At 70.9% G+C, this 14059-nt stretch carries 14 protein-coding genes and 1 pseudogene; 10 read left to right on the top strand and 5 right to left on the bottom strand.

Features of this window, described 5'->3' with window-relative positions; all coding sequences use genetic code 11:
* Positions 1–28: 28 nt before the first annotated feature.
* From rpoZ to QFW81_RS16565, 3 genes are all read right to left on the bottom strand, one after another.
* Positions 29–331, bottom strand: coding sequence for a DNA-directed RNA polymerase subunit omega (gene rpoZ, locus QFW81_RS16575; RefSeq protein WP_280580550.1), 303 nt, complete (start codon positions 329–331; stop codon positions 29–31).
* 195 nt (positions 332–526) lie between these two features.
* Positions 527–1144 (bottom strand): guanylate kinase, encoded by a 618-nt coding sequence (gmk, locus tag QFW81_RS16570; protein WP_280580549.1) that lies wholly within the window; start codon positions 1142–1144, stop codon positions 527–529.
* A gap of 10 nt (positions 1145–1154) precedes the next feature.
* The gene (locus QFW81_RS16565) at positions 1155–2003 is read right to left on the bottom strand and encodes a YicC/YloC family endoribonuclease (protein ID WP_280580548.1); all 849 of its coding nucleotides are present in this window, start codon (positions 2001–2003) and stop codon (positions 1155–1157) included.
* A gap of 93 nt (positions 2004–2096) precedes the next feature.
* Between QFW81_RS16565 and rph the strand changes: the two genes are divergently transcribed.
* From rph to QFW81_RS16515, 10 genes and pseudogenes are all read left to right on the top strand, one after another.
* On the top strand, positions 2097–2825 hold the full coding sequence (gene rph, locus QFW81_RS16560; RefSeq protein WP_280580334.1) for a ribonuclease PH: 729 nt from the start codon (positions 2097–2099) through the stop codon (positions 2823–2825).
* 14 nt (positions 2826–2839) lie between these two features.
* Complete coding sequence (locus QFW81_RS16555; protein WP_425604074.1) at positions 2840–3214, top strand: VOC family protein; 375 nt, start codon at positions 2840–2842, stop codon at positions 3212–3214.
* Positions 3211–3807: an RdgB/HAM1 family non-canonical purine NTP pyrophosphatase gene (rdgB, locus tag QFW81_RS16550; RefSeq protein ID WP_280580332.1), complete on the top strand. Its 597-nt coding sequence runs from the start codon at positions 3211–3213 to the stop codon at positions 3805–3807. The genes QFW81_RS16555 and rdgB overlap by 4 nt, the downstream gene beginning before the upstream one ends.
* 160 nt (positions 3808–3967) lie before the next feature.
* The gene (hemW, locus tag QFW81_RS16545) at positions 3968–5125 is read left to right on the top strand and encodes a radical SAM family heme chaperone HemW (protein ID WP_280580331.1); all 1158 of its coding nucleotides are present in this window, start codon (positions 3968–3970) and stop codon (positions 5123–5125) included.
* Between the two features lie 75 nt (positions 5126–5200).
* Entirely contained in the window at positions 5201–7546 is a 2346-nt protein-coding gene (locus QFW81_RS16540) for a DUF1631 domain-containing protein (RefSeq protein WP_280580330.1), read from the top strand.
* Entirely contained in the window at positions 7543–7890 is a 348-nt protein-coding gene (locus tag QFW81_RS16535; protein WP_280580329.1) for a PilZ domain-containing protein, read from the top strand. The genes QFW81_RS16540 and QFW81_RS16535 overlap by 4 nt, the downstream gene beginning before the upstream one ends.
* A gap of 109 nt (positions 7891–7999) precedes the next feature.
* Positions 8000–9334, top strand: coding sequence for a Xaa-Pro dipeptidase (pepQ, locus tag QFW81_RS16530; protein ID WP_280580328.1), 1335 nt, complete (start codon positions 8000–8002; stop codon positions 9332–9334).
* 411 nt (positions 9335–9745) lie between these two features.
* Positions 9746–10312, top strand: coding sequence for a hypothetical protein (locus tag QFW81_RS16525; protein ID WP_280580327.1), 567 nt, complete (start codon positions 9746–9748; stop codon positions 10310–10312).
* Between the two features lie 66 nt (positions 10313–10378).
* A pseudogene (locus QFW81_RS16520) lies at positions 10379–12073 on the top strand (type IV secretory system conjugative DNA transfer family protein); the annotation flags it as partial.
* 199 nt (positions 12074–12272) lie between these two features.
* A complete protein-coding gene (locus tag QFW81_RS16515) occupies positions 12273–12608 on the top strand; it encodes a DUF3301 domain-containing protein (RefSeq protein ID WP_280580326.1) in 336 nt (111 codons plus the stop codon).
* Between the two features lie 212 nt (positions 12609–12820).
* Here the strand turns inward: QFW81_RS16515 and QFW81_RS16510 are convergent, their stop codons facing one another.
* Positions 12821–13252: a ClpXP protease specificity-enhancing factor gene (locus QFW81_RS16510; RefSeq protein ID WP_280580325.1), complete on the bottom strand. Its 432-nt coding sequence runs from the start codon at positions 13250–13252 to the stop codon at positions 12821–12823.
* A gap of 80 nt (positions 13253–13332) precedes the next feature.
* Entirely contained in the window at positions 13333–13968 is a 636-nt protein-coding gene (locus QFW81_RS16505; RefSeq protein WP_280580324.1) for a glutathione S-transferase N-terminal domain-containing protein, read from the bottom strand.
* Positions 13969–14059 lie beyond the last annotated feature (91 nt).

Raw genomic sequence — 14059 nt, 5'->3', positions numbered from 1 at the left:
CGCGCCGGTCGACGCCGGCGCATCCGGTTTACAGGTCGTCGCCCTTCATGTCGTCGTCGCCGGCGACCACTTCGGCCGCGGCCCATTCCAGCGCCTCGCGCTCCTTGCGCTCGCGCTCGGCCTTGTCGACCGCGTCGATGTAGGGCTGGTCGATGCGGCGGCCGGCGATCTCGCGCAGCGCCAGCACGGTCGGCTTGTCCTGCGCGTCGGTGTTGTCGATCTGCGGCTCGACGCCGTTGGCGAGCTGGCGCGCGCGCTTGGCGGCCATCATGACGAGTTCGAAGCGGTTGTCGACCACTTCCAGGCAATCTTCAACGGTGATGCGAGCCATAGGTCTCCCGGCGGCCGACAGGCCGTCGATCAGGATGTGAACAGGACCGGGCATTCTAGCCGTCCGCGCCAGAAACGCAAGCCCGCGCCAGCGAAATCAGTGACTTGCGTGGGCAACTGCCTGATCACGGGTGTCCGCCGACGGATTCGGGGACACGCCGTGGCCGCGAACCCGGGAGCGCCACGACCGGCCGGCTCACTCCTGCGCCAGCAGGGCCCGGAGCAGTCCGGCGTGTCGCCCCAGCTGCTGGTCGCGCCGCAGCCGGCTGGCGGTGAAGATCGCGCACATCTCGTCCACCGCGGTCTCGAAGACTTCGTTGACGATCAGGTAGTCGAACTCGGCGTGGTGCGACATCTCCTCGCGCGCGTTGGCCATGCGCTGGCCAATGACGGTCTCGCTGTCCTGTCCGCGCTTGCGCATGCGCTCCTCCAGCGCCGCACGCGACGGCGGCAGGATGAACACGCTCACCGCGTCGGGCACCTGCGACTTCACCTGCTGCGCGCCCTGCCAGTCGATCTCCAGCAGCACGTCCTTGCCGGAGGCCAGCTGCGGCTCCACGGACTGCTTCGCCGTGCCCTTCCAGTCGCCGTGGACCTGCGCGTACTCGAAGAAGTCGCCCGCCGCGATCATCGCCTTGAACTCGTCGGCACCGATGAAGTGGTAGTGCTCGGCATGCCGCTCGCCCGGCCGCGGCGCGCGCGAGGTGAACGAGATCGAGAGGCAGATGTTGGGATCGCGCGCCAGGCAGGCGTTGACGATGCTCGACTTGCCCGCGCCGGACGGCGCCGCGACGATGAACAGCGTGCCGCGCATGGGCGTGGTGTCATTCAATGTTCTGCACCTGTTCGCGGATCTGGTCGATCAGCACCTTGAGCTCGACCGCCGCATTGCTGGTGCGCGCATCGACCGACTTGCTGCCCAGGGTATTGGCCTCGCGGTTGAACTCCTGCAGCAGGAAATCCAGGCGGCGGCCGACCGGCTCCTGCTGCCCGAACACGCGCCGGATCTCGTCGACGTGGCTGGCCAGGCGGTCGAGTTCCTCGTCGACGTCGAGCTTCTGCAGCCACAGCACCAGTTCCTGTTCCACCCGCGCCGGATCGGCAGCCTGGGCGAGGTCTGCCAGCCGCGCCTGCAGCTTCGTCCGCTGTCCTTCGCGGATCAGCGGCACCAGCGTGCGCACCTCCGCGGCGATGCGGGCGATGCCGTCGACCCGTTCGAGGATCGCCGCCACCAGGTGGGCACCCTCGCGTTCGCGCGCCGCGATGAAGTCCCCGAGCACCCCATCCACAAGCGCAAGCGCCTCGGCCTGGAGCTCGGCCGGGTCGGCCGCCTGCGACTGCAGCACGCCGGGAAACTGCAGCAGTTCCACCAGGCCCACGCGCAATTCGGGAAAGCGTCCGCGCAGCCCGTGCGCCAGTTCGCCCAGGCGCGCCACCAGCGCCTCGTCCACCTGCAGCGAGACCTCGCCCTCGGCGGAACGCAGCCGCAGCGCCAGGTCGAGCTTGCCGCGCGCGACGCGCCGGGACACGCGCTCGCGCAACATCGGTTCGAGCACGCGCAGCTCGTCGGGCAGCCGCACCCCCAGCTCCAGGAACCGATGGTTGACCGCGCGCACCTCGCAGCCCAGCGTGCCCCAGGGGGTGCTGCGTTCGCCGGAGGCGTAGGCGGTCATGCTGCGGATCGGCATCGGCTGTCCAGTGTCCGCCGGGGGCGGCGAGGCGCCAATGGTAATCTGGCGCCCCCTTTTTTGCCGGAACGCATGCGCATGAGCATTGCCCGCCCCAGTGGCCGCGCGCCCGAACAGCTGCGCGACGTCCGCATCGAACGCGGGTTCACGCGCCATGCCGAAGGCTCGGTCCTGGTGTGCTTCGGGCAGACGCGGGTCCTGTGCACCGCGAGCGTCGAGAACCGCGTGCCGGCGTTCCTGCGCGGCAAGGCCGAAGGCTGGGTGACCGCCGAATACGGCATGCTGCCGCGCGCCACCCACACCCGCAGCGACCGCGAGGCCGCACGCGGCAAGCAGGGCGGGCGCACGCTGGAGATCCAGCGCCTGATCGGCCGCAGCCTGCGCGCCTGCGTCGACCGCACCGCGCTGGGCGAACGCACCATCACCCTGGATTGCGACGTGCTGCAGGCCGACGGCGGCACCCGCACGGCGGCGATCACCGGCGCCTACGTGGCCCTGGTGGACGCGGTGCGCTGGCTGCAGAAGCGGCGCGAGATCGCGCGCGATCCGGTATTCGGTGCGGTCGCGGCCGTGTCGGTGGGTGTGTACCGCGGCGTGCCGGTGCTCGACCTCGACTACGCCGAGGACAGCGACTGCGACACCGACATGAACGTGGTGATGAACGACGGCGGCGGCTTCATCGAACTCCAGGGCACGGCCGAAGGGCACGCGTTCCGCCGCGACGAACTCGACGCCCTGCTGGGCCTGGCCGAGCGCGGCATCGGCGAACTGCTCGCCGCGCAGCAGGCGGCGCTGGCGCAGCCGTGAACGGGCGCGTGGCGATGGCCACGCTGGTGGTCGCCGACTACGACGCGGCGATCGACTGGTACACCGCGGCGCTGGGGTTCGCGCTGCTGGAAGACCGTCCACTGGACGCCGGCAAGCGCTGGGTGGTGGTCGCGCCGACCGGCGGGACCGGTGCGGCGCTGTTGCTTGCCCGCGCATCCGGCGACGCCCAGGGCGCCCGGATCGGCGACCAGACCGGCGGCCGGGTCGCCTTCTTCCTCGAGACCGACGAGTTCGCACGCGACCACGCCGCGATGCAGGCGCGCGGCGTGGAGTTCCTGGAAGCACCGCGCCACGAATCCTACGGCACCGTGGCGGTGTTCCAGGACCTGTACGGCAACCGCTGGGACCTGCTGGAGCGCGCACGATGAGCCGCCGCCTGGTGCTGGCCAGCAGCAACTCCGGCAAGCTCGAGGAATTCCGCGGCCTGCTGGCCGCCTCCGGGTTCGACGTGCGCCCGCAGGCCGAATTCGGCGTGTCCGATGCGGAGGAAACCGGCCTGAGCTTCATCGAGAACGCGCTGCTCAAGGCGCGCCATGCCTGCCGCGCCACCGGCCTGCCGGCGCTGGCCGACGACTCGGGGCTGTGCGTGGACGCGCTGGACGGCGCTCCGGGCCTGTACTCGGCGCGCTATGCCGGCGGCCACGGCGACGCGGACGCCAATATCGACAAACTGCTGCTGGCGATGGCCGACGTGCCCGCAGGCAGCCGCGACGCGCATTTCGTCTGCGTCCTGGCCCTGCTGCGCCACGCCGAAGATCCGCAGCCCATCGTGGTGGAGGGCCGGTGGCACGGCACGATCGCCCACGCCCCACGCGGCAACGGTGGCCACGGCTACGATCCGGTGTTCCTGGATCCCGCGCGCGGCCAGACCGCGGCGGAGATGCCGCTGGACGAGAAGAACCAGATCAGCCACCGCGCACTGGCGATGGCGCTGCTGCGCGAGCGGCTCGGGTCGGTCTGATGCTGCCTATCACGGCGCGAGCCATGATCGGCTGTGGGCGTTCAAGATCGTAGTCGTGCCATCCTTGGCGTTACCTATGTCGGCTCCGGACACTCCAGCCACGCCATCCATGGCCGGGCGCTCAGCGGCAGGCGAACTGCCGATCGGGCAGTTCGCAAGCATGCCGCTTCGCCCGCCGCCGCTCTCGCTCTACGTGCACCTGCCCTGGTGCGTGCGCAAGTGCCCGTACTGCGACTTCAATTCGCACGAGGCGCGCGGGCCGCTGCCGTTCGATGCCTACGTCGACGCGTTGCTCGCCGACCTCGACCACGACCTGCCGTTGGCCTGGGGTCGCACCGTGCACAGCGTGTTCTTCGGCGGCGGCACCCCCAGCCTGTTCCCGGCCGATGCGATCGACCGCCTGCTGCAGGGCGCGAGCGCGCGGCTGCGTTTCGCCCCCGGTGCCGAGATCACGCTGGAAACCAACCCCGGCACCGCCGAACACGGGCGTTTCGAGGACTACCGGCGCGCCGGCGTGAACCGGATCAGCTTCGGCATCCAGAGCTTCGACGACGGCTGCCTGCAGCGGCTCGGCCGCATCCACGACAGCGCCCAGGCCGAGGCCGCGGTCAAGCTGGCGCAGGACGCGGGCGTGGACAACCTCAACCTCGACCTGATGTACGCACTGCCCGGCCAGGACCTGGCCATGGCCCGGCGCGATGTCGCGCGCGCGCTGGCGCTGCAGCCGGCGCACGTGTCGCATTACCAGCTGACGCTGGAGCCCAACACCGTGTTCGCCGCGCGCCCACCTGGCGGCCTGCCCGACGACGACCAGGCCTGGGACATGCAGGAGGCCTGCCAGGCGATGCTCGCCGACGCCGGATACGCGCAGTACGAAGTCTCGGCCTATGCGCGGCCGGGCCGGCAGTGCGCACACAACCTCAACTACTGGCGCTTCGGCGACTACCTGGGGATCGGCGCCGGCGCGCACGGCAAGCTCACCCTCGGTGCGCAGCAGGCGATCGTGCGGCGCTGGAAGCACAAGCATCCGGCGGCGTGGCTGGCCGTGGCCGGCTCGCCGGCAGCGGTCGGTGGCGAGGAGTTCATTGCACCGCAGCAACGCCCGTTCGAATTCATGCTCAACGCGCTGCGGCTGGTCGACGGCTTCGCGCTCACCGACTTCGAAGCCCGCTGCGGCCTGTCGGCCGAGGCGATCGAACGCCCGCTGGCGGAAGGCGTCGAGCGCGGCTGGCTGCAGTGCGCGGCAGGCCGGGTCGTGCCCACCCCGACGGGGCGTCGCTTCGGCAACGACGTCATCGCCCTGTTCCTGCCCGGCTGAGCACGCTGTCCGCGCCATTGGCCGTTCCGCGTTGGGCATGACAGTATTGGCCCGACTCCAGCCGCAGCCCGCTTGATGCCCGCATCGCACACGCCTGTCGAACCCGCGGCCCCGAGGTCGCTGGCGTCCGCCGGTCTGCCGCCCCGCGTCCGCAAGGCGCTGGAAGCAGCGCTGACGATGGTCACCGACGACATCGAGCCGCATCTGGGCGCGATGCTCAACGAGTTCGAGGAAGAGCTGTTCCGGCTTGCCGACCAGGCCCGCAACCCGGGCATGGAATCGGGCTACATGCAGACCCTGCGGACGTTCCGGCTCAACCGCTCCGACCTGATCCCACGCTTCATCCTCGAGCTCGAGGCGGCGGTTGCGGCGCTGCGTACTCCGCCCGCGCCCTCCCCCGCGCCAGGCGCCGGCGGAGGCGGAGGCGGCAGCGTGGCCCAGCCCCGGTTCGGCACCCTCAGCCTGGTGGACGAGGCGGTGATGGACGAGGGCACCGTGCTGCGCGAGATCGCCAGCCGCCAGGAGTCCCGCGCCAACCTCGCGCTGCACCTGCTCGGCCAGCGCTTCGGCGTGCTCGCGGCCACGCCCGCGTTCGATTCCGAACGCATGCCGCTCGGGCCGCAGGCGCTGTGCCGGGCGATGCGCGGCGCGGCGCAGGCGCTGGACATCGAGCACGATTCCCGGCTGCTGCTGTACCGCATCTTCGACCGCCACGTGATGGCAGGCTACTGGCGCGTGCTCGACCGCCTCGACGAACTGCTGGACCGCGAAGGCATCCTCTCGGGACTGACCTACGTGCCGGTCCGCATCCGGCCCTCCGCGCAGTCGCGCGAACAGGGCGAGCCCGCGGCCGCGGCGGCCGATCCGGCCGCGCCGGGCAGCCCGGCCCCGTCGCGGTCCGGCAGCGGCGGCCAGGGGCGTGCGGTCTACCGCGCGGCCGATCCGCAGCGCCCGCACACCGGCTGGATGGGCGAGCCGATCGAGGAACTGGACGAAGACGAGCGCGTCGCCTCCGAGCAGCTGCAGCACCTGCTCAACAGCCGGCGCGAACTGCTGGGCAAGCTGCGCCCGGGCCGCAAGGCGCGCAGCGGGACGGTCATCGGTACCGACGACGTGTTCGCCGCACTGGGCCACCTGCAGGCCCAGCCGCTGTCGGTGGCCGGTGCGCCGCAGACGCTGGCGGACGTGAAGCAGTCCCTGCTTGCGCAGGCGCGGCAGCGCCGCGGCGTGCATGCCGAACTCTCGCCGCGCGACAACGACACTTTCGAACTGCTCGGCATGCTGTTCGGCAACCTCGACGAGGAGATCCGCGCGGAAGCACCCGCGGCGGCCCTGCTCAAGCGCCTGCAGGTGCCGCTGCTGCGCGTCGCGCTCAACGACAGCGGGTTCTTCGTGCGCAGCCGCCATCCCGCACGCCAGCTGCTCAACACGGTGGCCGAGAGTGCCGCGCGGTGGCTGGACGAGGCCGACTTCGACCCGCAGTTCCTGGTGCCGTTGCAGCATGCCGTCAACCACGTGGTCGAGAAGTACGACGGCGACTTGGAAGTGTTCACCGCGTCGAACGAACAACTGCAGACCCACCTGCAGGCGCAGGTGCGCAAGGCAGAGCTGCTGGAGAAGCGTCACACCGAGGCCGCGCGAGGCAAGGAGAAGCTGGAAGTCGCCAAGCTGCGCGCGGCCCAGGTGATGGCCGACCTGATCGGCGACCAGCGCCTGCCCCGCTTCACCCGCGCGCTGCTCAACCAGGCCTGGGCCGACGTGCTCACCCTGACCCTGTTGCGCCAGGGCGAGGAGTCCGAAGGCTGGACGCGGCAGCTCGACGTGACCCGCCGGATCGTCGACGCCTGCAGCCGCGACGATGCGCCGCGCGACCCGGACCTGGTGGGCCATATCGAGGCCGCACTGGCGCAAGTGGGCTATCACGGCGACGAGGCGGGGGTGATCGCCCAGCGCCTCACCAGCAGTCGCGCCGACGAGGACGAGGACGATCCGGCTTCGCGCACCGAGCTGGCGATGAAGCTCAAGGCGCGCACGCGCCTGGGCGAGGATGCGGACCGCAAGAAGCCGCAGCTGCCGCCGCGCACGCCCGAGGAACAGGCCCGCTACGAACAGCTCAAGGTGCTGCCGTTCGGCACCTGGATCGAGTTCACCACCAACCAGCAGGGCGACGTGGTGCGCAGGCGGCTGTCGTGGTTCAGTCCGATCACGGACCGCGCGCTGTTCGTCAACCAGCGCGGGCAGCGCGTCGGCGAGCAGTCGCTCGACAGCGTGGCCCGGATGCTCGCCTCCGGACAGGCGAAGATCGTCACCGCCGGCCATGCGCGGCTGGTGGACCGTGCGTGGCAGGCGGCGATGCACGCCCTGCGCAGCTTCGCAGGTCTCGGCGACAAGGATGCCGAGGGCGAAGGGGTGCCGGCATGATGCACGAGTTCCGCCGCGCCAAGCGGCGCAAGGCCCCCGACACCATCCTGGTCACGGACGCCATGACCGAACGGGTCATCGGCCGCATCGGCAACCTCTCGGAGACCGGGATGCTGCTGATGCTCAATGCGCATCTGGTGGACGATGCGCTCTATCAATTGCGCTTCACCCTGCGCGACGGCGGCAACGGCCAGCAGGTGGACGTGGGCGCGCACCTGTTGTGGATGGATCGCGCCAGCGCCCCGACCCAGGTCTGGGCCGGCTTCCGCTTCATCGCGGTCTCCGAGGCGCAGGCGCGACGCCTGCGCAGCTGGATCGACGCGCCCGGCAGCCACTACGAGTAGCGCGCGCGGCGACGGGCAGCCGCGCGCATGCGCTGACGGGAACTGCGCCACGCTGCAGCCTTCGCCGCCTTGCGCCAGAATGTGCGCATCGCCTCACCGAAGTCGCGCAATGACGTCCAGCACCGCCGCCTCCCTCTACGCCGACCATCTGGCAATCCTGCAGACCCGTACCGCCACCGCCCTCGAGCGGGGCGGTTTCGACCACCTCGTGGTGCCCAGCGGCACGCCGCACACGCAGCTGTTCGATGACCGCGACTACCCCTACGCAGTCAACCCGCAGTTCAAGCACTGGCTGCCGCTGACCCGCAACCCGGGCAGCTGGCTGGTGGTCACGCCCGGCGCGCGCCCGAAGCTGATCTACCTGCAGCCGCGGGACTACTGGCACGTGGTGCCCGAGGCGCCGCAGGGCGACTGGGTGTCGCACGTCGACATCGAGGTGATCCGCACGCCCGAGGAGGCGATGCAGCACCTGCCGAAGAACGCCCAGCGCTGCGCGATCCTGGGCGAGGCGCAGAGCGCGCTCGGCAAGTACGCCGCGTTCAAGCCCAACAATCCGCAGCCGGTGCTGGACTACCTCGACTACCACCGCGCCTACAAGACGCCCTACGAAATCGCGATGCTGCGCGCCGCCACCCACCGCGGCGTGCGCGCGCACCGCGCGGCCGAGCGTGCGTTCCGCGCCGGGGCCAGCGAATTCGGCATCCACCTGGCGTACTGCCAGGCCGCGGGCCAGGATGCGAACGACCTGCCCTACGCCAACATCGTCGCCCTCAACGCACACGGCGCGGTGCTCCACTACACCGAGCTCGAGCGCGTGCCGCCGAAGCCCGCGCGCAGCTTCCTGCTCGACGCGGGCGCCAGCCACGCCGGCTATGCCTGCGACATCACCCGCACGCATGCGCACGCGGACGAGGCGGACTTCCAGGCGCTGGTGAATGCGGTCGATGCCGCGCAGCAGCGGATGTGCGAACAGGTCCGCGCCGGCGTCGACTACCGCCAGCTGCACCTGGACGCGCACCTGGCGCTGTCCGGGGTCCTCCGCGACTTCGGCCTGATCACCGTCTCGCCCGAGGAAGCCGTGGCCACAGGCGTGAGCAGCGCGTTCTTCCCGCACGGCATCGGCCACGGCATCGGCCTGCAGGTGCATGATGTCGCCGGCTTCGCCGCCTCCGACCGCGGCGGCACCATCGCCAGACCCGACGGGCATCCTTACCTGCGCCTGACCCGCACGCTGGAACCGGGTTTCGTGGTCACCATCGAGCCCGGCCTCTACTTCATCGACATGCTGCTGGAGGACCTGCGCGCGGCCGGGCGCGGGACGAGCGTCGACTGGGATCGCGTCGAGGCTTTCCGACCCTGCGGCGGGATCCGCATTGAGGACAACGTGGTCTGCACCGATGCCGGGCCGCTCAACCTGACCCGCGAGGCGTTCGCCGCCGCGTGACTGCACGGCCTTCGACGTCGGCGCCCGGCGACGGTTGCAGGCTCGAATGCCATCGGTCAAGATCCACCCACGCGGCCCTGACCCGGCTGCGGACGGTGACGCCCGCCTGAGCGCGGCCGTCATTCCCGGGCGCCGCCGAGGTGCGGAACCCAGGATCCCGTCCCGCCCGCGTTGGCGGAACATGGAAGCTCCACGCCCCGTTCGAAGGATCGAACATGTCCCCGCCCGCCTCGTACCCGCCGCCCACCCCGTCCTGCGCTGACAGCGTCACGCGGGGATTCCGACGTTCCGTGCGGCACCGCGTGCGCCTCCCACCAGGTCGACGCCGCCGCGCGGCGTCCGTCGCGCCGCGTCAGGACTTCCCGCATGCGCCTTCCGGGCGATCGCCCTCGCGACTGGCGCGGGTGTGACATGGACCACGACACGATCGAGGACTTCGTCGCCAATGCCGCGCTGCTCGCGGCGCACCTGGGCCAGCAGTGCGACCGCGCGGGCGCCAGGCTGCAGCAGGCCGCGGCCACGTTCGACCGCAGGATCGAGCAGGGGCAGGCGACGATCGCCGCCACCACCCAGTCGCTGGTGCGCGAGTCTCTGGCCACGGAGATTCCCGCCGCGCTGCAGGCGCTGTCCGATGGCGCGCGTCAGCTGCAGGGGGTCGCGGAACGCGTGCAGCGGCAGCAGGCGGAGCTGGAACAGCGCGCGCGCTGGCTGGGCCTGAAGGCGATCGGCGCGGTCCTGGTCGCCGCGCTGGCGGTGCTGGCCTCCACCGGCTACGTGGCGTGGTCCAATCTCGCGCGCAGCCAGGAGGCGCAGGTCCGGACCGAAGTGCTGCAGGCGCTCGAGCAGGTCACCATCACCTCGTGCGACGGCCATCCCTGCCTGAAGCTGGAAGACGGCCAGCGGCGCTGGGCCGGGAACGAATCCTACGTGCTGGTCGACACCGCCGTCGGCGCCGCCACGCCGCCTCGCACACAATGATGCTGGCGTTCGCCGCGCACCGCTGATCGTCCCCTCCCGATCCCTCATGTCGTCAAGGAAGACCTCGTGAACAATCCCCGCATTCTGGCCGCCGTCGCGGCCTCGCTGCTCTCGGCCGTGGCCGCGCTCTACCTGTCCGGTTACCTGGCACTGCTGTTCCTGGGGCTGGATCCCGGGCGCGTGGAAGCGGGCACCTACCTGCGCTACCTCACCCACCTCAACCACCCGGCCGTGGCGCGCTGGTCGGGCCGGCTGCTGCTCGCCGGAGCGCTCGCGTCCGGGACGATGCTGCTGGTGTGGGCGTCGGTGCTGGTGATGCTGTTCAAGCTGCGCAGCCATCGCGACATCCACGGCCGTGCGCGCTTCGCGGGACTGCTGGACCTGTCGCGCCTGGGCTTCCTGCGGCAGAAGGATGACGGGATCGTGGTCGGTCGCATGCACGGCAAGCTCCTGCGCCTGTCCGGGCAGCAGTTCGTGATGCTCGCCGCGCCCACCCGCTCGGGCAAGGGCGTGGGCGTGGTGATCCCCAACCTGCTCGACTACCGGGAGTCGGCGGTCGTGCTCGACATCAAGCAGGAGAATTTCGACCTGACCTCCGGCTGGCGGCAATCGATCGGGCATTCGGTCCACCTGTTCAATCCGTTCGCCGAGGACCGGCGCACCCATCGCTGGAACCCGCTGAGCTACGTGTCGACCGACGCCGCGTTCCGCATCTCCGACCTGCAGGGCATCGCCGCGATGCTGTATCCGGACGGCGACGACAAGGACCGCTTCTGGTCCAGCCAGGCGCGCAACGCCTTCGTCGCCTTCGCCCTGTACCTGTTCGAGACCCGCGAGCACCAGCTGCGGCAGGGTACGCCGCCGGAACTGCTGCAGGCGCCCACGCTTGGCGCGATCCTGCGCCTGTCGTCGGGCGACGGCGGCGAGCTCAAGCCCTACCTGCACGGGCTGCTGCAGCGCCCGGGCCTGAGCCAGCACACCCGGACCGCGTTCGCCGGCCTGCTGTCGCAGGCCGACGTCACCTTCGCCTCGATCGTCGGGTCGTTCCGCGAACCGCTCAACCCGTGGCTCAATCCGGTACTCGACGCGGCCACCAGCGGCGACGATTTCAGCCTCGAGGACCTGCGCCGCAGGCGCATGACCGTCTACGTGGGCATCCAGCCCAGCAAGCTGGCCGAAAGCCGGCTGATCGTGAACCTGTTCTTCAGCCAGCTGATCAACGTCAACACCCGCGTGCTGCCGCAGGCAGACCCGTCGCTGCGGCACCAGTGCCTGCTGCTGATGGACGAGTTCACCTCGATCGGGCGCGTCGACATCCTCTCCCGCGCGGTCGCCTACATGGCCGGGTACAACCTGCGGCTGCTGCCGATCATCCAGTCGATGGCCCAGCTCGATGCCGTCTACGGCAAGGAACTCTCGCGCACGATCCTCACCAACCACGCGCTTCAGATCATCTACGCCCCGCGCGAGCAGCAGGACGCGAGCGACTACTCGGAGATGCTCGGCTACCGTACGGTCAAGCGGCGCGCGCGCACGCGCTCGCACGGCGGCGCCCGCAGCGTATCGGACAACGAGGTGCTGGAGCGGCGCGCACTGATGCTGCCGCAGGAACTCAAGGCGATGGGGCCGCAGAAGCAGATCCTGCTCTACGAGGGACTCGCCCACCCGGTGCTGTGCCGCAAGATCCGCTACTACAGCGACCGCCACTTCACGCGACGGCTGCTGCCGCGGGTCGAAGTGGCGCCGCTGGTGATCCCGGGCGCCGTCGAGGCGCCGCAGCCGGCACGCAGCGAGGTTCCGTCGGCGGCCACCCGGCTCGCACGCGCCTAGGGCGAGGCCGACATCCGGCGCATCCCGCCCGCGCCGGCTGCGGCTGCACGAATTGCGCGGACGCGCGGCCCCCGGCGCATGGGCCGTCACGCCGATTGCAATCCGTGCGCCCCGCCGCCACATTGCGCCGATGCCCGACTTCCCTGTCCTGATCGCCCTGATGCTCGCCGGTGCGGCCGGCTATGCCTGGTGGAATGCCTCGCGCGCCGCGGCCGAACGCGCGACCCGGGTCGGCCGCGACGCCTGCAGGGCCGCCGGCGTGATCTGGCTGGACCAGAGCGTGCATGCCGCCGGCATGCGGCTGCGCCGCCGGGCCGATGGCCGACTGGGCTGGGAGCGCGTCTTCCGCTTCGAGTATTCCGAGGACGGCATGCAGCGGCACATCGGTCGCATGGTGCTGCACGGGGACGAACTGGTGCAGTTCACCGGGCCGGCCCAGGCGGCGCAGGTGGTGGCGCTGCACTGACCGCGGCGGGATCGGCCTTCTGGGTCGGCGGAGACCTCCCGCGCATCACGCGGAACTTTGCGACTGCGCGGGCTCAGGATCCGGCGCGTGCCGGTAACGGCGAGGGCGCACGGACCGACCGCAACGCCTCCCGCGGCCGGTGCCCGACAAGCCGCTGCTTCGGTTCGTCCCGATGACCGCACCCGGGGCAGGCAATGTCCCCGGTAGCTTCGCTACTTGATCACCCGCAGGTGCGCGCCGCGTCTGGGGGCGCCATCGTCGCCGGGCGTGTCGTCGGGCGGCGTGGGTTCGTCGTCGGGCGGGGGCTGGCCGGGGCCGACCTCCTCCGGCAGGGCCATGCCCTGCCCGGTCTCGCGAGCATAGATCGCCAGCACCGCCGACACCGGCACCACCACGGGATGACTCACGCCGCCGAAGCGGGCCGTGAACCGTACCGCCTCGTTGTCGAGTTCGAGCTTGGCCACCGCGCGGTCGGCGATGTTCAGCACCACGCGTCCTTCCTTCACCGTATGCGCGGGCACGCGCACGCCTGGCAGCGCCGCATCCACGAGGATGTGCGGCGTCATCCCGTTGTCGGAGATCCACTCGTACAGCGCCCGCAGCAGGTACGGGCGATGGCTGGTCATGGCCGGGGAGTCGGACATCGCGGGCTACCGTGCCGCATCCTGCCGGCCGCTGTCCACCGCGCCAGCGCCGGCGCCGGCACGCCGCCGGGTCCCGCGCATCAGTCGGGCAGCTCGCGCAGGTTCTTCTCCTGCGGCGTGAGGCTACGGGCGAAGCCGGGGTTGCGGAAGATGCGGTTGCCGTATTCCTCGATCACCTTGCCGTCCTTGGGCAGCGGCACGTCGAGCGCCGGCAGGCGCCAGATGATCGGCGCCATGGCGCAGTCGGCCAGGCTCATCTCGGGATTGAGGAAGAACTTGCTGGCCTTGAACAGCGGGATCGAAGCGGTCAGCAGTTCCTTGAGGCGCTTGCGGCCCGCATCGGCCTGCTGCTTGCCGCCGAACTGGATCGCCTGCACCTGCGGCACCCAGTCGTGCTCGATGCGCAGCATCGCCAGGCGAAGGCGCGCGCGAGAGAGCGGGTCGACCGGCATCAGCGGCGGGTGCGGATAGCGTTCGTCCAGGTACTCGCTGACCACGCTGGCGGCGTAGAGCACCTGGTCGCGCTCGACCAGGGTCGGCACCGAGTGGTAGGGGTTGAGGTCGATCAGGTCCGGCGGCGGGTTCTGCGGGTCGACCGGGACCAGGTCGTAGGTGACGCCCTTCGCCGCGAGCACCAGCCGCACGCGGTGGCACAGCACGTCGTCCACGGACGAAAACAGGGTCATTGCATTGCGCATACGTACACTCGCAGCCATCAACGGCCTTCTCCCGCGACCGGAATCCGCCGGTCGCACGGTGCCTGCCGCCCATCGCGGCCGGTCACCCCGGTGTCGCACCCGGTCGCGG

It is taken from the genome of Luteimonas kalidii (genome assembly GCF_029887935.1).
GTDB classification, from domain to species: domain Bacteria; phylum Pseudomonadota; class Gammaproteobacteria; order Xanthomonadales; family Xanthomonadaceae; genus Luteimonas; species Luteimonas kalidii.
This window is presented reverse-complemented; position numbering and strand designations above follow the sequence as displayed.